Below are 24,323 nucleotides of genomic sequence, written 5' to 3'. Positions count from 1 at the left end.
TGCAGCACCTGCACGCCGTTGGCGATGCCGTCGAGCAGATTGTTGATGTCGCTGGCGCGGTTGTCGAGCGACTGTGCCGTGAAGAAGTTGGTGGGATTGTCCAGGGCCGAATTGACGCTCTTGCCGGTCGACAGACGGTTCTGCGTGGTGGCGAGAAGATCAGCGGTGGACTGGAGGGAGAGGAGGTTCTGACGAACCGAGGAGGAGAGAACGATACCGGACATTGGGTGTTACCTTTCTGGTAAACAACGCTTACTGTTACGCGTCTGCATGGATCGAGTGACCCAGCGACCGGCGGACCGTGGGGCGGAGTCCTCTAACGAAACATGAAATGAAATGGGCACTTTTGCTGAGTCGCCGTGCGATTCGGCCGATATGCAGGCCCGTGACGCCGCTCCGCCGGGTGATTTCGACGTTGATATAATTGAGTTTTTTCGCGGCAATGACCGGGATTTACAACTCGTTAACTAGTCTTGATGGAGTATTGCGCCCTGATCCGCCGCAACACACGCTCGGTTACGAAAGCGTTGATGGAGAACAGGCATGGCCCTCAAGGTCGAGCTCAGACCGCACGAACGCATCATCGTCGGCAACTGCGTGATAACCAACACCGACCAGCGCGCCCGCCTTCTGATCGACGGCGACAACGTGCCGATCCTGCGCGAGCGCGACATCCTCACGCCGGAGACCGCCGACTCGCCCGCCAAGCTCGTCTATCTGGCGGTCCAGCTCATGTACATCTCGCCGGATCCGCAGACCCAGCACGGCACCTATTTCAACCTGGTGCGCGACATCGTCACCGCGGTGCCGAGCTCCTGGCCGATCATCGAAGGCATCAACAACAACATCCTCAACGGCGACCTCTATCGCGCGCTGAAGGATGCCCGCAAGCTGATCGCCTATGAAGAGAAGTTACGGAGCCAGTTCGAGGCCACGCATCCCAAGACGGAAGCGGGCCAGAACGACGTCAGCACCGCCGCCTGATCCCACGCGTTCGCGGGCCCACGCCGGGCGAACGACCGGGCCGGACGAACGACCAGCCATACGAATGAAAACGGCCCCGGATCGTCCGGGGCCGTTGTCGTTTCAGACATGCATCGAGCTATGGTGCCGCGAGCGGCGGCGCCTCGACCTCGATCACTCCCCCGCTCCGTCGTCCGCCGAACTCCAGCACCGCTGCGATCAGCGCATCGATGTCGGTCTCTTCGGTACGGTGATTGACGATCGCGGCGCGGATCGCAAACCTGTTGTCCAGCGTCGTGCTCGATGGCGCCGCGATCCCGGACTCCTGGATGTCGGCGACGATCTCGCGATTGACCTCGTCGGCAGCGCGATAGCGGAAGCAGACGATGTTGAGATTGACCGGGGCCAGCAATTCCAGCCGCGGCTCCGCGAGAACGCGTGTCTCCAGATATTTCGCCAGCGCACAGCTTCGCGCGATCACCGCACCAAGCCGATCGGTACCGAACGTCTTCAGCGTGAACCACGTCTTCAGCGCACGGAAGCCGCGCGACAGATCGGGGCCGAGATCGCAGGGCCAGATCGCGCCGGCCGCAAGCCCCCTCGCCTCGCGGCGCAGATAGGCCGCGGGCTGCGCAAAGGCTTTCCGATGCTGCTCGCCGTCGCGCACCATCAGGAAGCCGGCGTCGTAAGGCACCTGTCCCCATTTGTGGAAATCGAGCGCAATGGAATCCGCAAGCTCGATGCCGCCGAGCAGCGGCGCAAGCTCGGGCGACAGGATCGCGAGCGCACCGAAGGCGCCGTCGACGTGAAACCAGATTCCTTCCTCGCGGCACAGCTGCGCGATCGCGCGGAGATCGTCGATCGCGCCGATATCGACCGTACCGGCGGATGCGACGACGAGGAACGGCTTGAAGCCGACCTCGCGATCGATCGCGATCTGCGCACGTAGCGCGGCAACGTCCATGCGATGACCGGCATCGACGTCGATCTTGCGCAGCGCATCGGTACCGAGCCCGGCGATGTCCATCGCCCTCGAGACACAGCCATGCGCGGCCTGCGATGTATAGGCGGTGAGAAGCGCACCGTCATTGCCGATGCCGTACTGCCGCGCCAGCGTGCCGAGCGCGCTCGTACGTGCCACCAGCACCGCCATCAGATTCGCCATCGACGTGCCAGTGACGAAGATACCGCTCGCGCTTTCCGGGAAGGCGAACAGGCTGCGCATCCAGTCGACGATCTGGCGCTCGACCTCGATCGGCATGTGGTCGCGGCCGCCGAGATTGGCGTTGAGGGCCGCCGCGAGCATTTCCGCGACCATGCCGACCGCGGTCCCGCCGCCATGCACCCAGCCCATGAAACCGGGATGGACGTTCCCGGTCGCATAGGGCGCGACGTGTTCGGAGAAGTCGCGATAGACGTCGGCGAGATCGCTCGCCTCGCGCGGTACGTCGGCCTTGAATCCCGCGCGGACGCCCTCGGGGATCGGCTGCCACACCGGACGCGCGCGAACGTTGGCGATGCTGTCGACCGTCTCGTCGAGCATGCGATGGGCGAGCGCGCGAAACTCGCTCCAGTCCTGCGGATCGAGCGAAGTGTGCGTGACGGAGCTTTGCGTGTTACGGATGATCTCGTTCATGCTGCGCTCTCCTCGCCCGCTCGCACATGCCGCGACAGCATCGCCGTGAACGCCGCGAAGATCTTGCGCATCTGCGGCGGCTTGTATGGAAACACGGCCGGCGGATCCATGTTGTGCACGACGGCGGTGTTGTCGGCTTCGAAGACCAGGAGCTCGCGGTTCTGGTTCTCGGCGCAATCGACGATGAAGTAATCGAGGCCGACGCGCCTGCTCATTTCGTCCAGCGCGATTTTGTGGCGCGCCGCGAACGCTTGGTCGAAGTCGAGCATGAAGACGGCTTCCTCGGCCCGCTTCTCCTCGCTGAACGCCATGAAGGCGTTGAGATACCAGATGTCCCAGCGATCGGCGATCGCCATGTGGCAGGCGTAGGGTTTGCCGTCGACCATGGCGAGACGATATTTGCGGTAGAGCCCGTCGGGGCTCGCATAGTCGACGAAGCGCGCGACGAAGAAGTCCTGCTCTTGCCGCTCGGCAAGATAGGCTGCGAGCGCCGCCGCGTCGTCGACCTTGGCAAGTCCGACGCCGGCATGCGTGCCGCGCGGCCTCACGATCATCGGAAAGCGCAGTTCGCCCGTGATCTCCTCGCAAACGATCTTGCCTTGCGAAAGCTCCGACAATTGCGCGCGCGTCGTGGGGGCGGTCACTGGAATGTCGAGACCGGGTACGCCCGCCAGCAGACGATACAGCTTGTCGCGATCGAGATTGCCGATGAGATCGGGACGATTGAGCAGCGGCCTCGGCCAGTGTGGCGCAGCCTTCTCGATCAGCGCGAGCGCCTCCCGGCACTCCTCGGAATCGGATGCGATCACGATGGCGACGTCGTGCTCGGGCAGAGTCTCCGGCAGGCCGATGCCCTTGACCACATAGAGCGTCAACAGCTCGATGTCGGAGTCTTCGAGCAGGAAGTCGATCGGCGTGTTGCCGCCCATGTCGATATCGGCGGCGAGCGCGAGCACGCGCAGCCGGGGTTTTGCAGCAGCGCAAGGCGTACGAAACAATTGGTGGAAGGAGAGCACTTCGGTCTGGATCACCAAACCGGCCTCCTTCTCGCCGAGAAGCTGGGCAATCAGCGAGAGATCGAGGCCTTCGCCAGCCTCCGCCGTCCCTTCCTCGATCCGCGCCAGCAGCCGCTCGCGCAATGGATGCAGGTCGCCGCCCTCGAAGGCGCGACGCGTCAACTGCGCAAAGCCGATGCGGTCGGCATGGTTCGGCGCGGTCACGCCGCTCTGCGCGGAAACTGGATGTTGCATCTCACACCTCGAACGCGGACTTTGCCGGCACGGCCGTGACCGCGCCACGGTCAAGCAACAGCTCGATCTTCACCAGCACATGGGCGATGCGATCGAGAACGTGTTGCACATTGCGTTGCGCCTGCATTGGATCCGGCGACCAGGCTTCGGTCACCAATCGTGCGCCGACGCAGAGGCGCAACACGACCTGCGGCGCACCGTCCTGCCGCTCAAGTCTGACCGGCTGGCCGACGAGACAGCGCTGGGCGGCCACTTGCCGATCCGCCGCGCTGTCGCTGATCTCCTCGGCCATGTCGCGCGCCAGCGCCCGATGCACGGCGCTGGTCTCGGCGATCGAGACCGGCTTGCCGCCGCGCAGCAGCGTGAACGGAAAGATCGTGGCTTGCGCGAATTCCTCGTCGTCCGCGCCTGACTTCTCGATTGCGGCTGGAACGGCACGAAGTGACGGCGACAACGCGATCATGCTGTCGATGCCGGCTGCAAGCTCGGCCAGCATCCTGGCGCGGAAAGCCCCGGGCACGGCGTAGTAGCTGCCGATCTCGGCCAGCGCGGCCTCCCAGCGCAGCCATTGACCGAAATTCGGCCGGCGCTCGAAGCGCGAGCGTAGCGTCGTCCACGCCACCGGCCAGTCGCAGCGGCCGGCATAGTCGAAGATGCCGGGCGCGATCGCACCCATCCGGTCGATCGAGCGCGACAGGCCTTTCGGCAGCAGCAGCGCACCGCTGAAGGCGGGGCCGCCGAAAAACTTCGAGCCGGTCATCAGCACCATGTAACCACGGTCGAGATAGGCGCGCAGCCGCCGGCGGCCGAGCCGCGCCTGACAGGCATCGACGACGATTTGAACCTTGCGCGGCCAGCGCCGCGCGATCTCGTCGAGACAGGCCTCGCTCGGGGCACGCCAACCGAGTTTTGACGAATCCATGATCTGCAACAAAACGCGGCGGCCTTGCGTGAGGCTGGTCTCGACCGCGCGCAGCACCGCGGCATCGGCGTCCGTGCGCATCGCAATGCCGGTCGCCATGTCGATCAGCGGCACCGCAATGCTATCGCCGGCGAGCCCCGTCACCGCGCCGTCCTTGCGCACGGCAATGCCGCCTGCCGTCATCGTGCTGAAATGGTGGCCGCGTGCGGTATGCGGCGTCCCGCTTCCGGTCTGGTCGGCGCCGACCACGATCGTCACCGGCGCCCCGCCGAGCACCGCGCGCGCCACGAACAGCGCGTGAAGCTGGGAGTCCGTGCCGGACGGCGAGAACACGACGTCGATGCGCGACGAGAGCGCAAGGTGGCCGCGCAGCTCCTCGCGCATGTCCTCGCAGCGGGCATCGAAGGCGATTTCGACCTCGTCGAACAGGCATTTGTGCATCAGCTCTTCGCGCGCCAACGCGGCGCGGTCGTAGGCCATCGGCGAGATCGTCGACGCGGTCGCGGAGGCGAAATTCCAGAGCTCCGGCTCCGGCGAAGCCGCGCAACCATAGGCGTTGACACGGTCGTTCGCATCGAGCGCCAGCCGCGGATCTCCGCCGGAGGCGAGCAGCGTATCCAGCGGTGTGAAGAGATCGCGCAGGCGATAGCGCGAGCCGCCGTCGGAGGCGCGCTCGCTGGCTGACAGACGGGATGCGCCGGCGCTCATCCCGAAAGGCTCACGCCGCATCGGCCGCCGCCGCGGGCGCCGGTGCGAATTGCGAGGTGATGTCGCCGTGGAACACCGACGGTCCGACGTGATCGAGCGAGCTCTCGATGTCGGCCCAGATCTCGCCGCCGATGTCGGTCCAGCGCTTGCAGAAGGCGAAGTCCTCGGACAGATAGGTGCCGGTCGCCGGATCGATCATGCATTCGAACAAGGCAAACCGGTTCAGGCTCGCCGCCAGCGTATCGTGCGAATGCTCGCGGAAGAATTGCAAGGCCGCGTAGTCCGGATGGCGGCACATCGTCTCCAGCACGGAGCGCCGGATCATCAGGAAGCCGGTGCCGGCGTAGCGCACGCGGGTGAAGCCGTTCACCACCACGATGCGGTCGGGGTCCTCGATCTCGAGCACGTAGTCGAGCGATGCGGCCGGCACGTCGGCGCGGCCGGACTGGATCGCCCGCGCGGCCTTGTCCCAGTTGATCCGCTTGATCGGATAGCAGCCGGCGACGACGTCCGCGCCGCACTCGATCAGCCGGAACACCTGCTCCGGCTTGAAGCCGATGTCGGCGTCGATGAACAGGAAATGCGTCGCCTCTGGATCGTCCAGGAACATCGCCGCCAGATTGGCCCGCGCGCGTGTGATCAGCGCATCGCCGTCGCGCAGCAGCACTTTGAGCTCGAGATTGGCCATGCCGTGCACGGCGCGCTGAAGCGCGAAGATCGAGCTCGCATAGATGCTCGTCACCTGCCCGCCGAAACATGGCGTGGCCACCACCAGTTTCATCTTCTCCGACATCGTCAGCTCCGCCCCGCTGCAATCCTCACCAAGAGGTAAAGAGGCATGGTTAACGGCGCCTTAACGCCCGGCTTACAGGAACTTGACGAGCGAGAGCTGCGAGAGGTTCGAGGTCACCTGGTAGGACGCCTGGAGGGCATTCTGGAGCGCCAGGATCTCGCTCGCAACCTGGTCCGGCGGGGCCGATTCCGCCTGGTCGATGATGGTCTGGAGCTGCGCCTTGGCCTGGGTCTGGCGCGAGCTTGCGCCCTTCATGGTGTTCTGGGCCATTGCGATGTCGGTCTGGATGTCCTCGATGCGCTGCTGGCCGGGCTGCTTCGTCAGGGCCTGCGTCACCCGCAGGCTCAGCGCGGCGACCTGCCCGCCCGAATACTGCCCGGTCGGCGAGGTCGAGAACGTCCCGAACACGGCGACCGCCTGCAGCTCCTTGCGGATCGCGTCCTCGTTGGCCTGCGCGCCATACTGCACCGTGACGGAATCGTCGACCCGGGCCATCGCGGTGGAGCGCGGCGAGCCGGGGCCGTCATTGCCCAGGTACCATTTCACGGTGGTAGCCGAGCCGTTGACCAGCGTGGTCGCCGAGCTCGCGGGCGACGAGCCGACGCGTAGCGGCGGTTGCGTGGCGGTGATCGGCGTCGAGCTGAAACCGAGCGAGGCGAGAGCGCCCGTATTCGAGCTCGTGATGTTCAGGCTCGCCGCATCGTCGGTGTTGATCGTGATCGAGCCGCCGTGAATGGTAGACGGCCGCGAGGTGCCCGTGACGGCGTCGATCTTGCTCATCAGGGCCTGGATGCTGTCGCCGATATTCAGCTGGTTGCCGGTCGCCCCCGAAGTGACGAAGCTGATCGTGGTGCCGTTGACGGTCAGGGTGTCGCCGGCGGAGAAGCCCGGCGCAATCGAGTCCGAGGGCGAGGTGCCGGATAGCGCGGTGGTGCCGCTGATCGGCACGGACGCCTGGCTGGTCTTGGCAACCCCGATGGCCGAGCTGTCGGTGTTGAAGAAATTGTCGCCGGCGGTGATGGCGGAGGCCGCCACCAGCGAGGTGCCGGCAAGCTTCTTGATCGCGGTGTTCAGCGCGGTGTTGAGGTTCGTCGCCGTGTTGTTCGGGTTGACCGGGACGCTTGCATCGATGGCAAAGCTGCCGAGCGGGGTCGGCGTCGCCGTCGATGCCGTCAGGTCGATCTGCTCTGTCGAGCCATCGGGCAGCGTGAACTGCACGCTGAGCTTGTCGCCATTGTTCGGATTGACGCCGTTGAGGTCCACCGAGAACGACACCGGCGAGCCGCTCGGGCCGGTGACCGTCGCGCCGGTCAGCGTCGAGGAGACCGCGGCAATCTTCAGGCCGAATGGCGATGCCGCGGCGTCCTCGGACACCATTACCGAGCTCGGCGTCGGCTGTGGCGTCGCCAGCATCAGCCGGCCCATGCCGTTAGCGCCGAGGTCGGCGGCCTGGCGCTCCGCCATGACGGTCTTGAAGCCCGCCTGCGTCGTGGTGCCGTTGATGATGTCGCCGGCATTCGCGACCGACGGCGTGTTGAAGGCGGTTCCGGAGAACAGATAGCGGTTGCCGGACTGCGTGTTGAGAACGCCGACCATCGAGCCGAATTGCGCGGCTGCGGTGTTCTGCGCAACCGTCTGGCCGTTGACGTTGAGATCCTGCGCGGTGTTGGCCGAGCCCGTCTGCACCGTGTTGCGGATCGTGGTCAGCGACTGCAGCGCGGTATTGGCGAGGTTGATGCTGACGTTGACGTTGGTCATTGTGTCGGTATAGGCGGCGATGTTGGAGAGCTGCGCGCGCCCGGCGATCGCAAACCCCTCGTTGGTGCCCATCCCGGAATAGTTCTGCGACAGCTTGCCGGTCGAGAGCTGCGTCGACAGGTCGGTGAGCTGCTGGTTGATGTTGCGGATCTGCGAACCGAGAACCGACGAGGAATAGTTGATGCTGCTGATCGACATGTTTCAGAGCCCTGTTACTTGTTACACTTGAGCCTGGAGCAACGTATTCATCATGCTCTGCACCACCGACATGACATGAGCGTTGGCGGCATAGGCATTCTGGAGCTGGATCAGGTTCGACATCTCCGAGTCCAGATTGACGCTGGAGGTCGAGTTGAACTTGGCCTGCAGCGTCGAGACCACGACGCTCTGGCCCTGCTGGAGCTGGGTCGCCTGGGTCGCGGCATTGCCCTGGATGCTCAGGAACTGCTGGAGGTAATTCGAGACGCTGCCGGTGAAGGGCTGGCTCGCCGAGCCCAGACCGGATTGCGGCGAATAGGAGAACACCGCCGAGGTGAGCTGCGAATAAAGATAGTCCGAGCGCGTGGTGTCGCCGGTGGGCGTCACCGGCGAGGTGTTGTAGACCGACAGCCTGGTCGGGTCGGTGGCGAGCTGAGTGTTCACGGCGATGCGCCCGGCAAGGCCGGTCATCTGCGAACCCGATGCCGTGATCGCGCCGGTGTAGAGCGCCTGCCCGCCATCGGTAAACAGCGGCAGTTGCGGATTACCCGAGGTCAGCGACGAGATCGTCTTGGTGATCGAGGCCGAATTGACCTTGGTGAGGCCGCTGTTGTCGTCGGTCACCCGCAACGTGGTGGCCGTCGCCGGCGACGGCGCGGCGGCGAGCGACAGATGCGAGCCGTTAAGCGCGGTGTTGAGCGCCGAGGCGATCGCGCTCATGCCGCCGGAGAAGTTCACCCCGATCTGCATCGGATTGGCGTTGGTGGCGTTCTGGAGCGGCAGCGCCGCCGGATCGGTCACGTTGACCAGCGTGACCTGTCGCTTCGTGTTGGTGGTCGTATCGGTGTAGGTGAAGTTGACGCTGTTGCCCGGCGCCGCCCCGGCAAGATCGAGATCGAAGCCGGCCGGCGGGCCGGTGACCGTGCTGCCGGCCGTGGTCTTGTCCGACAGCGCGCTCGACATTGTCGCGGCGAACTGGTCGATCTGGTTCTGCGCCTGCACCAGCGTCTGATCGCGCAGCTTCAGATCGGCCGCGATCTGGCCCGAAGACACCACGCTGTTGGCGATGACGTCGACCGAGGATCCGTTCGGGAGCCTGATGTTGAACGCGCCGACGCCGGATTTGGCCGGATCGATGTTGTAGAGCGAGGTCGCCGACAGCGCGCCGGCGGACGCAAAGGTGAATTGCGAGGCCAGCCCGGCGCCGACCAGCTGGATGCCGGTGGTGGTGTAGATGTTGGCCTGATTGGACCCGTCGGTGGTGACGTGGACGTCGACATATTTCGACAGCGTGTTGATGGCCTGGTCGCGCTGGTCCATCAGCGTCGCGGCCGAGGGGTCGTTTGCCGACAGGCCCTGGAGCCTGCCGTTGATGTCGGCGACCTGCTGCATCGCAGCGTTGGCGGCTAGCGCCGAATTGCCGAGATCCTGCTCGACGTTGGAGCGCAGCGACTGGATTCCCTTGGTGGCGAGGTTGAGCTGCTGCGCCAGTGTCTGCGCCGCGCCGAGCGCAACCGTCTGCGCCGACGACGAGCCCGCGTTGGTCGACAGCGCCTGCAGCGCCGTGGTGAAACTGTTCAGCGCATTTTCAAGCGTACCGCTGTTGCCGGGCGTGCCATAGACATTCTGAAGCTGCTTCAGGATGTTGGCCATCTGGTCGGCGTAGCCGCTGCCGCCGGTCTCGGTGCGAAGCTGGTTCTGCACATAGGTGTCGAGCTCGCGGCTGACGCCGGTCGTCATCACCGTCGAGCCGAAGTCGCCGGTGGTGACCTCGATCTGATTCGGCGTCTGGACGACGTAACCCGGCGTCTGCGAGTTGGCGACGTTCGAGGAAACGATCGAGAGCGCAGCCTGATTGGCACGCAGACCGCTCATCGCACTGGCGAGGGCTGAACTCAAACCCATGTTGACTTGCCGCCTTTGGTTACGTCACGCGCGATCAGCGCAACACGTTCAAGAGGTCCTGCACCATCGAATTCGCGGTCGTGATCACCTTGGTGTTGGCCGAATAGGCCTGCTGGGTCACGATCAGCTTGGTAAATTCGTCGGCGATGTCGGTGTTGGAGCCTTCCAGCGACGAGCCGCTGATGGTGCCCGACGCGCCGTCGATCGCGGGCCCCGACTGCTCGGTCGAAGCGTAAGCGCCGCCGTCGATCGCCTTGAGATAATTGGTGCCGTTGAAGTGCGACAACGAGACCTGTGCGAGGTCGAGGTTCTGGCCGTTGGAGAAGGTGCCGACCACGAGACCGTTGTTGTTGACGGCGACCGAGCGGAGCTGACCCGCGGCGTAGCCGTTCTGGGTGATGGTGTTGATGGTCACCGCGCCGCTGGTGCTGGCATATTGCGTCAGCCCGCCCGAGGAGATGTTGAAGGACACCGAGCCGAGCGACTGCCCGCTGACGCTGACGTTGTTGATGGTGATGCCCGAGCCGCTCGGCGAGGTCAGTGAGCCGTCGGAGGCAAAGGTGAAGGCCTGGCCGGTGTTGACCCAGCCGACCGTCGAACCGGTCGCATTCGGGTCGGTCTGGTAGAACATGTTCCAGGTATCGGCATGGCCGGCGCCGAGCGAGGCGCTGTCGGTCTTGGCCCAGCGCAATTGCAGGTTCACCGGCGTGCCGGCGGCGTTGTAGGCGGTCACCGCGCCACCGCTGATCGATTCCTTGGTGAAGGTCGCGATGTCGTTGCCGATGACGCCGCCGGTGCCGGCGGTGCCGCCGCCGTCACGATTCTTGCTGATGGTCGAGGTGAAGCCGAGCGCGGCGAAGGCCGCACTGTTGGAGCTGGCTACCGACAGATTGGAGACGGTGCCGGTGTTCAGCGTGATGACGCCGCCGCTGCTGATCGACGACCCCGACGCGCCGGAGAGAGCGTCGATCTTGCCGAGCAGGGTCGTGATGTTGTCGGTGATGTTGATCTGGTTCGGACCGGTGGCGCCCGAGGCCACAAAGGTCAGCGTCTGACCGTTGACGGTGATGGTGTCGGCGGGCGGGCCTGCCGAAAAGCCGGACGAGAGCACCTCGGCGCCACCGGCCGTTGCCGCGCCGCTCAGCACCGTGGCACCTGTGATCGAGGGCGAGGACAGCACGTTGCCGCCGCGCGCCACGCTGCTGATGCCGAGTGCCGTGGCTGCGGTGCCGCTGTTGACCGCCACGTCGGTGCCGGTACCCGTCGAGATCTGGATATTGCCGCTGGCGGAGAGCGAGGCCGTGACACCGGCACCGCCGGCCGTCTGGATCGCGTTCAGGATGCTGGCCACGGTCGCCGTCGTGCCCGCGCCGAGACCAATCGTGGTGTTGCTGCCGACCGTCGCGACGGTGGTGCTGCCGTCGAAGGTAATTGTGTTGCCGTTGATGGTCAGCGTCTGGCCGCTCAGCGCTGTGAGGATGCTGGAGGCGAGATGCGTGCCCACGGCGTTGTCGAGCGAAGTGGTGCCCGATGCCACCGCGGACGAGTTGTTCTGGAGCGGGACCGTGCCCGTCCCCGTCGTCGACGAATAGGCCGAGCGGATGTTGCCCGTGGCGGCTGCGCCGGACACCGTCGCGCTGGTATAGGGCGCGGGCGGTGTGCCCACCGGCAAGGGGTTGGCCTGGAAGTCCGACGGATTGATTCCGCCAGCCGCGAGCAGCGTCTTGGTCGCCGCAGTCGTGCTCGCGACGGTGTTCGGCTGGGTCGGCAGGTTCGCCGCGTACTGGATCGAGGTCGTCGCCTGTGCCGGGATGAAGTTGTTCTGGAATTTCAGGACCGTCGCAACGTTGCCTTGCGGGTTGCCGGTCTTCGGGTCGACCGTGACGCCCATCAGGTAATAGCCGGCGCCGTTGACCAGATTGCCGTTGGCGTTGAGCTGGAAGTCGCCGCGCCGCGTGTAATAGGTGACGCCGCTGAACACCGGCGAGTTGTCGACGATGCCGGTTGCCTTCTGGATCGAGAAGAAGCCATCGCCGGTGATCGCCATGTTGGTGGCGACGGTGGAGCCCGAGATCGTGCCTTGCGTGGTGATGGTGGCCTTGGCATTGGCGGTCACGCCGCCGGCGACCTGCTTGCTCGGCACTGAGGCGTCCGGAATGAGATCGACGAAGCTGGTCCCGATGCCCTTGTAACCGGTGGTGGATGAGTTCGCGATGTTGCCGGAAATGTTCTGCAGCGCGTAGGACTGCGCCTGCAGGCCACCCACCGAGGTGTTCATTGCATCGAAGATACCCATAACTTTGTCTCCAGATCCGATCTCGGCGGCCGGTCGACCATGGCCGCAGTCGGAGGAGACTGTCGCAAGGGCTATGCCAATGCGGGTTTTCTCAGGAAATCAATGGCTTGACGAAAAAGCCCCGGTCTGATGACCGGGGCACAATTGCCGGGACCGGCAACAATTGCCGGGACGATTGTCGTTCCGGAGCGATGCGTCAGCATCGAATCCGAAACCTCGTCATTCCGGGTTCGGTCCTGCGGACCGCCCCGGAATGACGAGGAGAAAGGCCTACGTTGCGGATGCAGCCGCGGGGTGGAAGACCAGCCCGAAACCGTCGATGCAGTAGCGCAATCCGGTCGGCTTCGGACCGTCGTCGAACACGTGCCCGAGATGGCCGCCGCAGCGCCGGCAATGCACCTCGGTGCGGAGCATGCCAAAGGTGCGATCCTCGGTCTTGCCGACATTGCCCTCGATCGGCTGGTAGAAACTCGGCCAGCCCGTGCCGCTCTCGAATTTGGTCTCGGAAGCGAACAGCGGCAGGTCGCAGCCGGCGCAGGCGAAGACGCCCTTGCGGTGCTCCTTGAGCAGCGGGCTGGAGCCCGGCCGCTCGGTGCCCTCCTTGCGCAGGATCTCATATTGCTGCGGCGTGAGCTGGGCACGCCATTCGGCGTCCGTCTTCTCGATCTCGAATTGCTGTGCGGCTTTCTCTCCAGCCTCCGCGGGCGATGCTCTGAGCCAGCGGAAGGCCGCGAGGCCAAACAGGCCGGCGACAGTCGTCAACAGGATGCGGCGGTCAAACATCTCATTCTCCATGAGGGAGCGTCCATGCCCTGAGATACGGGCTCTCACGGCCGACGTTACACTTCCGGGCGGGATTTTTCTCGGGTCTCGTGCGAGACGCTGTCGTCGCGCGAGCCTGGTTCCGAGGCTCGTTCGATGGCTTCGGACGCAGTTTTCGGCTGGGCAAGCCGCGGCCTGACGCCTGACGGCGGCCGGCGCGGACCGGTGCCGGCGGCCCGGTTGGCTTCGGCGAGGCGCGTCTCGCGTTGCCGGTCCTTGATCCTGGCACGTTCACGATAGCGCGCGAGCGAGCCTGCGGCAGCGGAACTCGCCCTGCCCCAGATTCCGACCAATTGGCCGGCAACCCGGCCCGTCGTTCCCCCAGCCCAGACCAGCTCGAACGGCGAGAACAGCTTCCAGCGCTCGTCGCCCCACAGGATGCTGCGCGCGATCATCTGCCCGGCCATGGCCGAGGTGTTCATGCCCTGGCGGCCGAACCCGCTGGCCACCCACAGGCCTTTGCGCAACTGGCCGATCTGCGGCATGCCATGCACGGTCTGGCCGGTGGCGCCGCCGAAGGTTTCGGTGATTTCGACATTGCCGAGTTGGGGGAAGATGGACCGAACCCGCCGCCTGACGGCGCCCGCAAAGCGTTGCGGGCGTGCCGCCCAGGTGGTCTCCGGGCTCTCCCACATCAGGCGGTCGCCATCGACGATCCGGAAATGATCGACGCCGTCGGAATCCATCACCGATCCCCTGAAGGACATGATCTCGTGCACGCGCTCGCCGAGCGGCGCGGTGATGCCGGCATAGCGCCAGACCGGCAGCAGCGTTTCCGAGAGGCGCCGCAACGGCGCCCCGAGATGGATGTTGCCGGCAAGCACGATGTGGGTGGCGCGCAGCCGCGCCGAGGGCGTGACGATGCGCTTGCGGATACCGGAATGATCGATGCTGACGACCGGCGTATCCTCGAAGATGCGCGCCCCTGCCCGCCGCGCCAGCGCCGCGAGGCCGTGCACATATTTGCGCCCGTCGACCTGGAACGCCCTCGGATAATACACGCCGTGGAAGTAGTGATCGGTCTTGAGCACCTCGCGGACGCGATCGGCCTGCCAGCCCTCGACCTCGGTGTCGAAATCCTCGGTGAGCATCTGCAACCGGCTGATCAGCCGGTCGCCGGCATCGACGTTGGAGACCTCCAGCACGCCGTCGCTCGGGCCGATCCCCGGCATGTTCTCTTCGGTGGCGTTGGCCCGGACGAACTCGGCGCCCTCTTTCGACAGCGTCCACAATTCCCGCGCGTCCTCGAAGCCGATGCGCTCGATCAGCTCGGCGAGCGGCAGCGCGAAGCCGGGCATCACGGTGCCGAGCTGGTTGCCGGAGGCGTTCCAGCCGACATGGCGGCCCTCGAGCACCGCGACGCTGGCCCCGAGCCGGGCCGCCTCCAGCGCGATGGAGAGTCCGGCAAGCCCGGCCCCGATGACGCAAATGTCCGCATCGAGGTCGAACGACAGCCGCGCCCGGTCGCGAAAGCCGGCTTCTTCCTGGGACACGCTTGTGAAAGTCTCGCTCATGTCGTTTCTTAAAGGACTGAGCGGCCGCTTGTCACCTTGTCCCCGACCAGCGCCTGTAGATTATCCTGGTCGTGTAACGATTCGAGAATGCCATGCGCCGTTTGCTGCTGCTGCGTCACGCCAAGACCGAGACCGACGCGCCGAGCGGCCGTGACCAGGATCGGCGTCTCGACGACCGCGGCCGCCGGGATGCCGCGCAGCTCGGCGACTGGATCGCCGCCCATCCGCCCTTTCCCGAGACCGTGCTGGTGTCGCATGCCGTCCGGGCCCGGCAGACCTGGGACATCGCCTGGGAGGCGATGAAGGACCGCGTCGCGGCGCCGCAGGTCGAGGTCCTGCCGGAACTCTATGGCGCCGATCCTGCGCAGATCCTCGAGACCATTCGCACCGCGACCGTCCCGGCCGACCCGAAGCAGTTGCTGCTGATCGGCCACAATCCGGGCATGCACGAGGCCGCCTTGATGCTGACGGGTGTCGGCGATCCGGCCGCCGCCAAGGCGCTCGCCGACAATCTGCCCACCGCGGGGCTTGCGATCTTCGATTTTGACGTCAAGGATTGGGACGACGTGGCCTACCGCCGCGGCAAACTGGTGCAGTTCGTCAGCCCAAAGCTGCTTCGTTAGCTTGTGGCTGCTTCGATCGGAATGAGACGCCCAAGGCGCCGTCTCGACCGGTTGATCCAGCCAAAACTTCCTGACCGCAAGATTGGAGGCGCAGATGTTCAAGTCCATCCTCGTGCCCATCGACCTCGCCGACACCGATCTGGCCAAGCCGGCGATCGCGACCGCGGCAACGCTGTCGCAGACCTGGAGCGGCGTGGTGCGCCTGCTCAACGTGCTGCCGATGACGCCGGTGATGCTGGCCGAATACGTGCCGGCCGATTTCGACGAACAGCAGCGCCAGACCTCGGAAGAAGCCCTCGCCATCGTCGCACGCGAATCCGGCATCGAGCCTTCCCGCATCTCCAGCGTGGTGCGCCAGGGCGGCATCTACCACGAGATCCTGGAGGAAGCCGTGCACATGAAGGCCGAGTTGATCGTGATGACCTCGCACCGGCCGGCGATGCGGACCTATTTCCTCGGCTCAAATGCCGGGCATGTCGTGCGCTACGCAAAATGCTCGGTGCTGGTGGTCAGGCACTGAGCTCGGAGCACCTGTTTAGCCCGGATGGAGCGAAGCGTAATCCGGGGCCAGTGCCTCCAGGGAGGGAATCCCGGATTGCGCTGCGCTCCATCCGGGCTACGAAATCTTGCGTTGCCTGGCGGGCAAAACACCCAAACTGCAGGTCAACTCCCGATCGCGAATATATTCCGCTTTACCGAAATTCGGAAACGGCGTATGTGTCGCCGCAACCCGGCCCAAGGAAGAGGGGCGTATCGCGATCGTCACGAACGCGGGCCGGACGGCGGCGGACGCTGGGCCACATCGGCGCGAATGGCTTCGCAGGGCGGGCAACCGTGAGCGTAGGCGTCGCGCACACGACCGGTGTGGCTCGCGTACGGCAAAACCGTGTCGTCCTGACGCCCGGGGTCTGTGCGTCAAGTCTTGTGGTGATGTCGCTGCCCGACCGGGCACGCAGCATCAGCCATCCGCAAGGCGACGGGGGCAATAGTGCATCGCTCCCCGGGGAGAGCTCGGCATAAGCCGTCAAACCGCTGCGCAGGGAAGGCCGGACGTTTTGGCTTCACCTGTATGCCGCTGTGCAGATTTTCTTACTGCAACTTTCGCACAGTGGACCGCGGGTGCCAGCCGGCGCCCGGTCTTCCCTGCGCCCTCTTTCTCAAGGGGGCAAGGCGATGAAGCAAAGCTCGGGCGAACCAAGCCGCGAGAGGGCGAAGGTGTGTCTACGATGAAAGCACGAGCTAAGGAGCGACAGTGCTACCCACAAATGCCGTCATTGCGAGCGCAGCGAAGCAATCCAGAGTCTTTCCGCGGTGTGATTCTGGATTGGCTTCGCTGCGCTCGCATGACGATGTTGAAGCAGGTGTGCCTGAAAACTCAGTCTCATGCCCCGGACACAGCGCGTCCGGGACAAGAGCGAAGCGCTTACAGATAGCGCGTCAGTTCTGCTTTGGCCTGACCGTAGACCGCATCCTCGATCTGGCTGCGCGTGATCCCGATGTCGCGCAAGGCGCGGTCATCGAGGTCGTTCAACGTCTTGACGGCGGAGCGGCGCTCCAGGCTGTCGAACAACGCATAGGCGCCGTTGGCCAGCTTGCGGAAAAATCCGTCCGACGAGGATGAGCGTAAACTCCGCCCGGCGGTCTGCGAGATCGTGGTCATTGTCCTTCTCCGGCCTGTTGTCCACGCGGCGAAGCGGATGCCGTTGGCGCAAACGCCCGAGCGCCTGCACCTCATTTGCCATCGGATTGCTCTCGCTCTCCTCGGCTCAATCGTGAAGCTTGATGGAACTTAAATGCTCCAGTACACTACTCGGAGCAAGTGAAACATTGCTCTCGGTGCAATAATGTCCAAGTTCGAATACGTGAAGCTTGCCGATGCCATTGCTCTCGATATCTCTAACGGCACGTTAAGGCCGGGCGACCGGCTGCCGCCGCAGCGTAATTTTGCCTATGACCGTGGCATCGCGGTCTCGACCGCGAGCCGGGTTTATACGGAGTTGCTCCGCCGCGGCCTCGTCGTCGGCGAGGTCGGCCGAGGCACCTTCATCTCCGGCGCCATCAGGCGGGAGGTCGAGGCGCTGAGCGAGCCGCGCGACGCGCGGATTGATTTCGAGGTCAATTACCCGCTGCTGCCGCAGCAATGGGCGATGATCGCCAAGAGCCTTGCCGGTCTCGAACGCGTCGACGCGCTCGAATCCGCGCTGCGCGTCTCCACCAGCACCGGCACCAAGAGCGCGCGCAATGCAGCCGCCGCCTATCTCGCGCGCAAGGATTTCGCGCCGCAGGCCGAGCGGATCGTCTTCACCGCGAACGGCAAGCAGTCGCTCGCGGCCGCCCTCGCAGCCCTCGTTCCCACCGGCGGCCGCTGTGGCGTCGAGGCGCTGACCTATCCGTACGTCAAGAGCATCGCCGCGCGGCTCGGCGTGACGCTGGTGCCGATTCCGATGGACGAATTCGGCGCGCGCCCCGACGCCATCCAGAAGGCGCATCGCGAGGCACACCTGTCGGCGCTGTATCTCCAGCCCATCATCCAGAACCCGCTCGGCGTCACCATGAACGCGACGCGGCGCGCCGACATCATGCGCGTTGCCGAGAAGCTCGATCTCACCATCATCGAGGATGCCGTCTACGGCTTCTTGGCCGACGACACCCCGCTGGCCGCGCTCGGCCCCGACCGCTGCATCGTGATCGACAGCCTGTCCAAGAAGGTCGCGCCGGGCCTCGCGCTCGGCATCCTCGTCGCGCCGCCGCGATTGCGTGAGAGCGTGATGAGCGCGGTCCGCACCGGCGGCTGGATTGCGTCAGGCCATGCGCTCGCATCCGGGCAGCGGCTGATGGCAGACGGCACCGTCGCCGAGCTGACGCGGCTGAAACGCATCGACGCCGCGCGCCGCCAGCAGACCGCAGCAAGGCTGCTCGCCGGCTACCAGCTCTCCGCCGATCCACGCTCCTATCACCTCTGGCTCACGCTGCCGGCACACTGGCGCTCGCAGACATTCGTCGCCGCGGCAGCCCGGCGTGGCATCGCGCTGACACCGTCCTCGACCTTCGCGATCGCCCATGGCCACGCACCGAACGCAGTGCGGCTCGCGCTCGCCCCGCCCACGTTCGAGCAGCTCGATTCCGGCCTGCGCACGATCGCGTCGCTGCTCGGCACCAAGGAAGAGGATTTCGACTCGACGGAGTAACGCGCCGTCCAGGGCAACACGGCCATTTAAGGCAGCAAGGCCCTCGGCACGCGATCGAAACTGTAGCTCCGCGGCTGGTTGCGCCGGACGAAGCCGCCGACCTGCCAGGCGAACAGCGCGGCAAAGCCGATGATGAACAGCGCGCCGGCAAATTCGCCGATCGCGAGCGCGCGGATCAGGAGCCCAGTCATCGCCACTGCAAGCACCGCAAGAAAAGCCAGCATCGCCAAATAGGTCCTGCGGCCAAGGCCCGCGGTCAACTCGGCGCGGCTGCCGGCCTGCGCCATGCGCGCGTGCAGCGCCACGATGAAATCGCGAAAACCATTGTCCTGCGGTGCCATCAGCGCCGCGCTCTGCCAGCTCGTCGACAGAATCCTGATGCGGCCGCCATTGGAGTGGCTGACATCGGCGCGAAAGCGGTGCTGCTGCATCGACACCGGGCGGAACGACAGCCGGATTGCACTGATCTCGTCATAACGCCACAGCGAGCTGCGGCCGCCGATATGCCAGGACAGCCCCTCCTCCGTCAGCTCGAAGCGATGCGCCGAGCCGATCAACGACGCCTTGTAAGCATAGCTCGCTCCCGAAGCCGCCTCAGCTCCCGAATCCTGCATCTTCACAATCAATCCAATCCGGGCGATCCAGTCTGCGATCCGCTTGCGTGAGCGCCCTGCCCCATCCTACAAGCGAGACATGGCTGAGACGATTTTTTTTCCGCGCCGCCTGATTCTCGGCGCAGCCGTGATCTCCGGCGTGCTGCTCGCGCTCGCCGTGCACATGCTGGGCGCCCGCTACGGGCTCGACCTCGGCGGCCTCTGGCACTCGGACACCCACGTGTTCATACCGGCGGGCGCGGCGATCGCCTGGTGGTTGATCGCCTCCGTCGGCTTCTCCGGCGGATATTTCACGGCGACCCTGATGCAGAGCGCCGTCTCGGGCCAGATTCCGCGACGGATGCGGCAGTTCCTGATCGCGGTCGGCGTGCTGCTGCTTGCGGGCGCGGGCCAGGTGGCCTCGGCGCCGAGCCCGGTGCCGACGGTCTCGGGCGTGCTGGCCGGAATTGCCGCGCTGGGCCTCGGTGCCGTGATGGCGTTCTGCGGCGCGCATTTCGCACTGCGCCGCGGCTAACCTCAGGCGGTCGCGCGCAACGGCGGTCGGTCCAGCATGATCGCGACATCGGCAGCGGGCCGCGGCTTGCTGAACAGATAGCCCTGCGCCTGGGTGCAGCCTTCGCGCCGGAGCAGCTCGAGCTGCGCATCGTTCTCGACCCCCTCTGCCGTGGTGACGATGCCGAGGCTCCGGCCCAGCCCGGTCACGGCGCGGATGATCGCCATGGAATCCTCGCGCGTCGCGAGTTCCGACACGAACGAGCGGTCGATCTTGATCTTGTCGAAGGGGAAGCTGCGCAGATAACTCAGCGATGAATAGCCGGTGCCGAAATCGTCGAGCGAGATGCGTACGCCCATGGCGCGGAGGTCGTGCAGCGTGGCCAGCGTCGCCTCGCTGTTCTGGAGCAGCACGGATTCGGTGATCTCGAGCTCGAGGCGGCGAGCGTCGAGTCCGGAAGCGACCAGCGCCTCAGTCACGGATGCGATCAGGTTCGGATTCTTGAACTGCACCGGCGACAGGTTGACCGCAACGTCGACATCGTCGGGCCAGGTGGCCGCGTCGGTGCAGGCGGAGCGCAGCACGAACTCGCCGAGCTGGATGATCAGTCCGGTCTCCTCGGCCAGCGGAATGAAGTTCATCGGCGCGATCAGGCCGCGCTGCGGATGGTTCCAGCGCAGCAGCGCCTCGAACGCGACGACACGACCGCTGACGACGTCGCGGATCGGCTGATAGTACGCCTCGAACTCGTCGCGCTGCAGGGCGGCGCGCAGGTCCATCTCCAGCAGGCGCCGCGCCTGCGCGCGCGCATCCATGCCGGTCTCGAAGAACCGATAGGTGCCGCGGCCGTCCGCCTTGGCGCGATACAGTGCGAGGTCGGCATTCTTCAACAGCTCGTCCGGATTGCTGCCGTCCTGCGGCGACAGCGAGATGCCGATCGAGACGCCGATGATGATCTGATGGTCGTCGATCTCGTAAGGCGCCGAGATCACCTCGACAAGGCGGCCGGCAAGGGATCGTGCCGCGGTTTCCTCGGAACGTCCGATCTGGACCACGGCGAACTCGTCGCCACCGAGCCGCGCCACGGTGTCGCTCTCGCCGACGGTGGCCTTCAGCCTGCGCCCGACCTCCTTGAGCAGCGCATCGCCGATGGGATGGCCGAGCGAGTCGTTGATGTCCTTGAAGTGGTCGAGATCGAGACAAAGCACCGCGAGCTGGTCGTCCGATCTGGTCCGGCGCAGTCCCTGCACGAGCTGCTCGTGGAACAGCACGCGGTTCGGCAGGCTGGTCAGCGCGTCATGGCGGGCCATGTGCGAGATCTTGGCCTGGGCCTCCAGCCATTCGGTGATGTCCTCGAAGGTCGCGACCCAGCCGCCGCCCTGCATCGGCTGGTTGACGACCCGGATGGAGCGGCCGAACCTGGTCACGACGTCGGTCGTGGTCCGGCTCTCGCGCGCGTCGGCGACGAGGCGGGCAAAGAATTCGCCGGCATCGCCCTGCCACTGACCCTTTGCCTGTTCCTCCCGCAGCACGTCGACCAGCAGCCGGCCGGTGAGCAGGGTGTCGGTGCGGCCGAGCATCGCGGCATACCGCTCGTTGAACAGGATGATCTTGCCCTCCGCGTCGAACATGCACAGTCCCTGCGACATGTTCTCGAGCGCCGTGTCCAGCACGATCTGCTGGCGGCCCAGTTCGCCCTTGGCGCGGCGGTCGAGTAGCGCGGCCACCAACGCAATCGCGATGATCGCGACCGCGGCGCTTGCGGTGAAGAAGGACAATGAGTCCGCCGGGATCGATAACCCGCTGATCGCGAGTGTCGGATCCGGCGTCAGCACGACCGCGCCCATCGCTGTGAAATGATGTACGACGATGGCGACCGTCAGCAGGGTGCTCGCGGTCAGCGCATGGAAGAGGTCGTCGCGCCGCGCAGCGACGAACAGCGCGAGCGCTGCAAAGACAATTCCGAACAGCACCGAGGCGGCAACCGTGCTCCCGATCCAATTGACGCGTGCCGGCATTTCCAGCGCCGCCATGCCGGTATAATGCATCGTCGCGACCGCGGTGCCGACGATGGCGCCGCCGAGCACGACCCACGGCGCGCGCACGGAAGATGCCGCGAGACTCAGCCCCACGAAGGTTAAGGAGATCGCGAAGATCAGCGAAAGGATCGTCACCGGGATGTTGTAGGCGCCGGCGCCGCCCGGCCCGTAGGCAAGCATCGCGATGAAATGCGTCGCCCAGATGCCGCAGCCGCTGACGGCGGCATCCAGGGCGATCCAGACCAGGCGCCCGGGGCCGTGCGTCGCGCGCGCCCGGTGAAACAGGCTGATCGCCGCCGCGCTTGCGAGCAGGCACACCGCGCCGCCAAGTGCGACGAGCCGCCAGTCGTGTTCCTCGGCGAGACAGTAGAGAACTTGATACATTGCGGGCCCCTATCGACCCGCACTTGAACCGACAGAAATGGACAGTCGGTAACCGGCTACGCGCCTGTTTCGGGGATGGTGAACGGAAGCTGTGTTCATTCGCTCGGATTGTTCATCCGCGCGCCGGCGCGCCGAGGCCGATCACGGCGGCGGCGAGCGTCAGCACGGCCGCGGACACGACCAGCGACAGGTGCAGGCCGGTCATGAACGCCCCCTCCGAGGCCACCAGCGACCCGAACAGCGCGACGCCAAGGACGCTGCCGGTTTGCCGCGTCGCGTTCAGGACGCCCGCCGCGATGCCAGAGCGCGCCTTCTCGACGCTGCCCAGTAAGGTCGAGGTCAGCGGTGGCACCAGCAGCCCAAGTCCGCCGCTGATCGCGATCATCTGAGCAAAGATCGCCCAATAGCTCGTGCCGGCTTCGATCCAGAGCAGGCCGACGCAACCGAGCGCCGAGACGCAGGCGCCGACGACGATGGTCGGGCACGCCCCGATACGCTCGGCGAGGCGCGGCGCCAGCAGATTGACCGGCAGCACCACTCCCATCATCGGCACGAAGGCGAGACCGGTCCACCACGCCGACAGCCCGTTGATCCTCTGGAAATACAGGCTGAGCACGAAGATCAGGCCGTAGATCGCGATGTTGACGAGCAGGCCGACGAGCGAGGTCAGCGCGAACAGCCGCTGGCCGAACAGCGACAGCGGCAACATCGGCTGCGCCGTGCGGCTCTCGCGCCAGACGAAGAGCACGGCGAGAATTGCGGCTGCGACGAAGGCCGCGATCACGGCTGGATGTTCCCAGCCAAGCGCGCCGCCTTCGATGATCGCTCCGGCGAGCGCTCCCAGCGCGCCGATCGCGGCAAGCTGGCCGGGCAGATCGATCTCACGCGAACGCGCCCGCGTGGTTTCGCTGGCGTAACGCCAGCTCAGCCAGAGGCCAACGAGCCCGACCGGCAGATTGACCAGGAAGATCGCGCGCCAGCCGACCAGCGTGATCAGCGCGCCGCCGACGAACGGGCCGGCAGTGAGCGCGAGGCTCGCACCGGCGGCCCAGATCGCAACAGCGCGGCCGCGCTCGCGGTCGTCCGGATAGGCATGATTGAGCAGCGCAAGAGAATTCGGCACCAGGATCGCCGCCGCTAGCCCCTGGACCAGCCGCGCTGCGATCAGGACGGTCGCATTGGGCGACAATGCGCAGGCGAGCGAGGCCGCAGTGAAGATGGCGAACCCTGCCATGAAGACGCGCTTGGCGCCGATCCGATCCCCGAGCGCGCCGGCCGTCAGGATGAACGCGGCAAACGCAATGGTGTAGGCGCTGACCACCCATTGCAGCTCGGCGACGCCGCCTCCGAGCGTCCTGCCCATCGCGTCGAGCGCGGTGTTGACGATGGTGACATCAAGCTGCACCACGCCATAACCAAGGCTCATAGCGGCAAGGGTGAGGGATGTCGCAAGGCGGGAGCCGGCATGCGGCGCGCCGGCTCCGAAGGCTTCATATTTGACGGTGCTTACTCGCATGCTGCCATCTCGATTGCAGCCCCATGCGAACGATACGCTTCCCGCGCCCCATCATGTACGATAACGACCGAATGATGGATGCGTAATGCGCAAGCGTCGCGCGGATGACCGCGCGACGCTCTATCCCGATCCTGGCGACGCCCGGCCCTAGCTGGCCGCGCGCAGGTTCACCTTGCTCTCGGCGAGCGTGGTCAGCTTCTTGTCGGTCGCCTTCTCTTCTTCCAACGTCTTGGCGAGCACGCTGGCGCAGTCGTTGCGGCCGAGCTGCTTGGCCCAGGCGATCAGGCTGCCGTAGCGGACGATCTCGTAGTGCTCCGCCGCCTGTGCCGCGTTGATCAGCGCGGCGTCGAGCACCGCCTTGTCGGCGACTTCGCCGGCGGTCTCGTCGGCTTCCTCGATGATGCCGTCGATCGCGGGGCAATCGACCGCCTTCACCTGCGCACCGTGCATCTTGAACACTTCCTCGAGGCGCTTGACGTGCTCTCTGGTTTCTTCGAGGTGCGTCAAAAAGCCCTGCTTCAGCTGCGGATCGGTCGCCTTATCCGCCATTTTCGGCAGAGCCTTGGTGAGCTGCTGCTCGGCGTAATAGATGTCCTGGAGCTGATGCACGAACAGGTCGTTCATGGTTTTGATGTCTTTTGTGAACAATCCCATCGGTCCGATCCTCTCGGTTGTGGGAACACGGAGGCACCGGCTTGCTG

General features: G+C 65.6%; 20 protein-coding genes. 5 read left to right on the top strand and 15 right to left on the bottom strand.

What is annotated here, in order from left to right:
* Positions 1-224 (bottom strand): flagellin N-terminal helical domain-containing protein (locus tag AC0L27_RS33955; RefSeq protein ID WP_473322076.1); only part of this gene is annotated, 224 nt, incomplete at its 3' end.
* Between the two features lie 319 nt (positions 225-543).
* Here AC0L27_RS33955 and flbT point away from each other — a divergent pair.
* Positions 544-984, top strand: coding sequence for a flagellar biosynthesis repressor FlbT (gene flbT, locus AC0L27_RS33950; protein WP_354208411.1), 441 nt, complete (start codon positions 544-546; stop codon positions 982-984).
* Positions 985-1,102: 118 nt separating this feature from the next.
* On the opposite strand, the gene AC0L27_RS33945 is transcribed toward flbT, so the two are convergent.
* The 9 genes from AC0L27_RS33945 to AC0L27_RS33905 form a co-directional block, all read right to left on the bottom strand.
* The gene (locus AC0L27_RS33945) at positions 1,103-2,599 is read right to left on the bottom strand and encodes a pyridoxal phosphate-dependent decarboxylase family protein (RefSeq protein ID WP_473322074.1); all 1,497 of its coding nucleotides are present in this window, start codon (positions 2,597-2,599) and stop codon (positions 1,103-1,105) included.
* Positions 2,596-3,849 carry an ATP-grasp domain-containing protein gene (locus AC0L27_RS33940; protein WP_473322072.1) on the bottom strand — a complete coding sequence of 418 codons (1,254 nt, stop codon included), beginning with the start codon at positions 3,847-3,849 and terminating at the stop codon, positions 2,596-2,598. Before AC0L27_RS33940 ends, AC0L27_RS33945 begins: the two co-directional genes overlap by 4 nt.
* A 1-nt stretch (position 3,850) precedes the next feature.
* The gene (locus AC0L27_RS33935) at positions 3,851-5,500 is read right to left on the bottom strand and encodes a hypothetical protein (protein WP_473322070.1); all 1,650 of its coding nucleotides are present in this window, start codon (positions 5,498-5,500) and stop codon (positions 3,851-3,853) included.
* Positions 5,490-6,272, bottom strand: coding sequence for a hypothetical protein (locus tag AC0L27_RS33930; RefSeq protein WP_473307814.1), 783 nt, complete (start codon positions 6,270-6,272; stop codon positions 5,490-5,492). Before AC0L27_RS33930 ends, AC0L27_RS33935 begins: the two co-directional genes overlap by 11 nt.
* 72 nt (positions 6,273-6,344) lie before the next feature.
* Positions 6,345-8,228: a flagellar protein gene (locus AC0L27_RS33925; RefSeq protein WP_473322069.1), complete on the bottom strand. Its 1,884-nt coding sequence runs from the start codon at positions 8,226-8,228 to the stop codon at positions 6,345-6,347.
* A 21-nt stretch (positions 8,229-8,249) separates the two neighbouring features.
* A complete protein-coding gene (gene flgK / locus AC0L27_RS33920) occupies positions 8,250-10,133 on the bottom strand; it encodes a flagellar hook-associated protein FlgK (RefSeq protein ID WP_473322067.1) in 1,884 nt (627 codons plus the stop codon).
* A gap of 34 nt (positions 10,134-10,167) precedes the next feature.
* Entirely contained in the window at positions 10,168-12,429 is a 2,262-nt protein-coding gene (locus AC0L27_RS33915; RefSeq protein ID WP_275169980.1) for a flagellar hook-basal body complex protein, read from the bottom strand.
* 270 nt (positions 12,430-12,699) lie between these two features.
* Entirely contained in the window at positions 12,700-13,212 is a 513-nt protein-coding gene (gene msrB, locus AC0L27_RS33910) for a peptide-methionine (R)-S-oxide reductase MsrB (protein ID WP_473322065.1), read from the bottom strand.
* Between the two features lie 56 nt (positions 13,213-13,268).
* Complete coding sequence (locus tag AC0L27_RS33905) at positions 13,269-14,765, bottom strand: NAD(P)/FAD-dependent oxidoreductase (RefSeq protein WP_473322064.1); 1,497 nt, start codon at positions 14,763-14,765, stop codon at positions 13,269-13,271.
* A 92-nt stretch (positions 14,766-14,857) separates the two neighbouring features.
* Here AC0L27_RS33905 and AC0L27_RS33900 point away from each other — a divergent pair, with 92 nt between their 5' ends.
* Positions 14,858-15,388: a SixA phosphatase family protein gene (locus tag AC0L27_RS33900; protein WP_473307823.1), complete on the top strand. Its 531-nt coding sequence runs from the start codon at positions 14,858-14,860 to the stop codon at positions 15,386-15,388.
* Positions 15,389-15,482: 94 nt separating this feature from the next.
* Positions 15,483-15,908, top strand: coding sequence for a universal stress protein (locus AC0L27_RS33895; protein WP_007602088.1), 426 nt, complete (start codon positions 15,483-15,485; stop codon positions 15,906-15,908).
* 903 nt (positions 15,909-16,811) lie between these two features.
* Here the strand turns inward: AC0L27_RS33895 and AC0L27_RS33890 are convergent.
* Positions 16,812-17,048: a DUF1127 domain-containing protein gene (locus tag AC0L27_RS33890; RefSeq protein WP_007612358.1), complete on the bottom strand. Its 237-nt coding sequence runs from the start codon at positions 17,046-17,048 to the stop codon at positions 16,812-16,814.
* 184 nt (positions 17,049-17,232) lie between these two features.
* Here AC0L27_RS33890 and AC0L27_RS33885 point away from each other — a divergent pair, with 184 nt between their 5' ends.
* Positions 17,233-18,576: an aminotransferase-like domain-containing protein gene (locus tag AC0L27_RS33885; protein WP_473322063.1), complete on the top strand. Its 1,344-nt coding sequence runs from the start codon at positions 17,233-17,235 to the stop codon at positions 18,574-18,576.
* A 26-nt stretch (positions 18,577-18,602) separates the two neighbouring features.
* On the opposite strand, the gene AC0L27_RS33880 is transcribed toward AC0L27_RS33885, so the two are convergent.
* The gene (locus tag AC0L27_RS33880; protein ID WP_473322081.1) at positions 18,603-19,190 is read right to left on the bottom strand and encodes a hypothetical protein; all 588 of its coding nucleotides are present in this window, start codon (positions 19,188-19,190) and stop codon (positions 18,603-18,605) included.
* A gap of 79 nt (positions 19,191-19,269) precedes the next feature.
* On the opposite strand from AC0L27_RS33880, the gene AC0L27_RS33875 reads away from it, so the two are divergent.
* Positions 19,270-19,704 (top strand): hypothetical protein, encoded by a 435-nt coding sequence (locus AC0L27_RS33875; RefSeq protein ID WP_275169975.1) that lies wholly within the window; start codon positions 19,270-19,272, stop codon positions 19,702-19,704.
* Positions 19,705-19,706: 2 nt separating this feature from the next.
* Here AC0L27_RS33875 and AC0L27_RS33870 read toward each other — a convergent pair whose 3' ends face one another.
* The 3 genes from AC0L27_RS33870 to AC0L27_RS33860 form a co-directional block, all read right to left on the bottom strand.
* Entirely contained in the window at positions 19,707-22,106 is a 2,400-nt protein-coding gene (locus AC0L27_RS33870) for a bifunctional diguanylate cyclase/phosphodiesterase (protein WP_473322061.1), read from the bottom strand.
* Between the two features lie 112 nt (positions 22,107-22,218).
* Positions 22,219-23,622: an MFS transporter gene (locus AC0L27_RS33865; RefSeq protein WP_473322058.1), complete on the bottom strand. Its 1,404-nt coding sequence runs from the start codon at positions 23,620-23,622 to the stop codon at positions 22,219-22,221.
* A gap of 147 nt (positions 23,623-23,769) precedes the next feature.
* Positions 23,770-24,276, bottom strand: coding sequence for a YciE/YciF ferroxidase family protein (locus AC0L27_RS33860; protein WP_027566868.1), 507 nt, complete (start codon positions 24,274-24,276; stop codon positions 23,770-23,772).
* Positions 24,277-24,323 lie beyond the last annotated feature (47 nt).

Source organism: Bradyrhizobium sp. Ken51, from assembly GCF_055807435.1.
This window is presented reverse-complemented; position numbering and strand designations above follow the sequence as displayed.

What these genes read in the sequence shown, in the direction of transcription:
- flbT (WP_354208411.1), top strand. Translation starts at nt 544, where the DNA reads ATGGCCCTCAAGGTCGAGCTCAGACCGCACGAACGCATCATCGTCGGC.
- AC0L27_RS33945 (WP_473322074.1), bottom strand. Translation starts at nt 2,599, where the DNA reads ATGAACGAGATCATCCGTAACACGCAAAGCTCCGTCACGCACACTTCG.
- AC0L27_RS33940 (WP_473322072.1), bottom strand. Translation starts at nt 3,849, where the DNA reads ATGCAACATCCAGTTTCCGCGCAGAGCGGCGTGACCGCGCCGAACCAT.
- AC0L27_RS33935 (WP_473322070.1), bottom strand. Translation starts at nt 5,500, where the DNA reads ATGCGGCGTGAGCCTTTCGGGATGAGCGCCGGCGCATCCCGTCTGTCA.
- AC0L27_RS33930 (WP_473307814.1), bottom strand. Translation starts at nt 6,272, where the DNA reads ATGTCGGAGAAGATGAAACTGGTGGTGGCCACGCCATGTTTCGGCGGG.
- AC0L27_RS33925 (WP_473322069.1), bottom strand. Translation starts at nt 8,228, where the DNA reads ATGTCGATCAGCAGCATCAACTATTCCTCGTCGGTTCTCGGTTCGCAG.
- flgK (WP_473322067.1), bottom strand. Translation starts at nt 10,133, where the DNA reads ATGGGTTTGAGTTCAGCCCTCGCCAGTGCGATGAGCGGTCTGCGTGCC.
- AC0L27_RS33915 (WP_275169980.1), bottom strand. Translation starts at nt 12,429, where the DNA reads ATGGGTATCTTCGATGCAATGAACACCTCGGTGGGTGGCCTGCAGGCG.
- msrB (WP_473322065.1), bottom strand. Translation starts at nt 13,212, where the DNA reads ATGTTTGACCGCCGCATCCTGTTGACGACTGTCGCCGGCCTGTTTGGC.
- AC0L27_RS33905 (WP_473322064.1), bottom strand. Translation starts at nt 14,765, where the DNA reads ATGAGCGAGACTTTCACAAGCGTGTCCCAGGAAGAAGCCGGCTTTCGC.
- AC0L27_RS33900 (WP_473307823.1), top strand. Translation starts at nt 14,858, where the DNA reads ATGCGCCGTTTGCTGCTGCTGCGTCACGCCAAGACCGAGACCGACGCG.
- AC0L27_RS33895 (WP_007602088.1), top strand. Translation starts at nt 15,483, where the DNA reads ATGTTCAAGTCCATCCTCGTGCCCATCGACCTCGCCGACACCGATCTG.
- AC0L27_RS33890 (WP_007612358.1), bottom strand. Translation starts at nt 17,048, where the DNA reads ATGACCACGATCTCGCAGACCGCCGGGCGGAGTTTACGCTCATCCTCG.
- AC0L27_RS33885 (WP_473322063.1), top strand. Translation starts at nt 17,233, where the DNA reads ATGTCCAAGTTCGAATACGTGAAGCTTGCCGATGCCATTGCTCTCGAT.
- AC0L27_RS33880 (WP_473322081.1), bottom strand. Translation starts at nt 19,190, where the DNA reads ATGCAGGATTCGGGAGCTGAGGCGGCTTCGGGAGCGAGCTATGCTTAC.
- AC0L27_RS33875 (WP_275169975.1), top strand. Translation starts at nt 19,270, where the DNA reads ATGGCTGAGACGATTTTTTTTCCGCGCCGCCTGATTCTCGGCGCAGCC.
- AC0L27_RS33870 (WP_473322061.1), bottom strand. Translation starts at nt 22,106, where the DNA reads ATGTATCAAGTTCTCTACTGTCTCGCCGAGGAACACGACTGGCGGCTC.
- AC0L27_RS33865 (WP_473322058.1), bottom strand. Translation starts at nt 23,622, where the DNA reads ATGCGAGTAAGCACCGTCAAATATGAAGCCTTCGGAGCCGGCGCGCCG.
- AC0L27_RS33860 (WP_027566868.1), bottom strand. Translation starts at nt 24,276, where the DNA reads ATGGGATTGTTCACAAAAGACATCAAAACCATGAACGACCTGTTCGTG.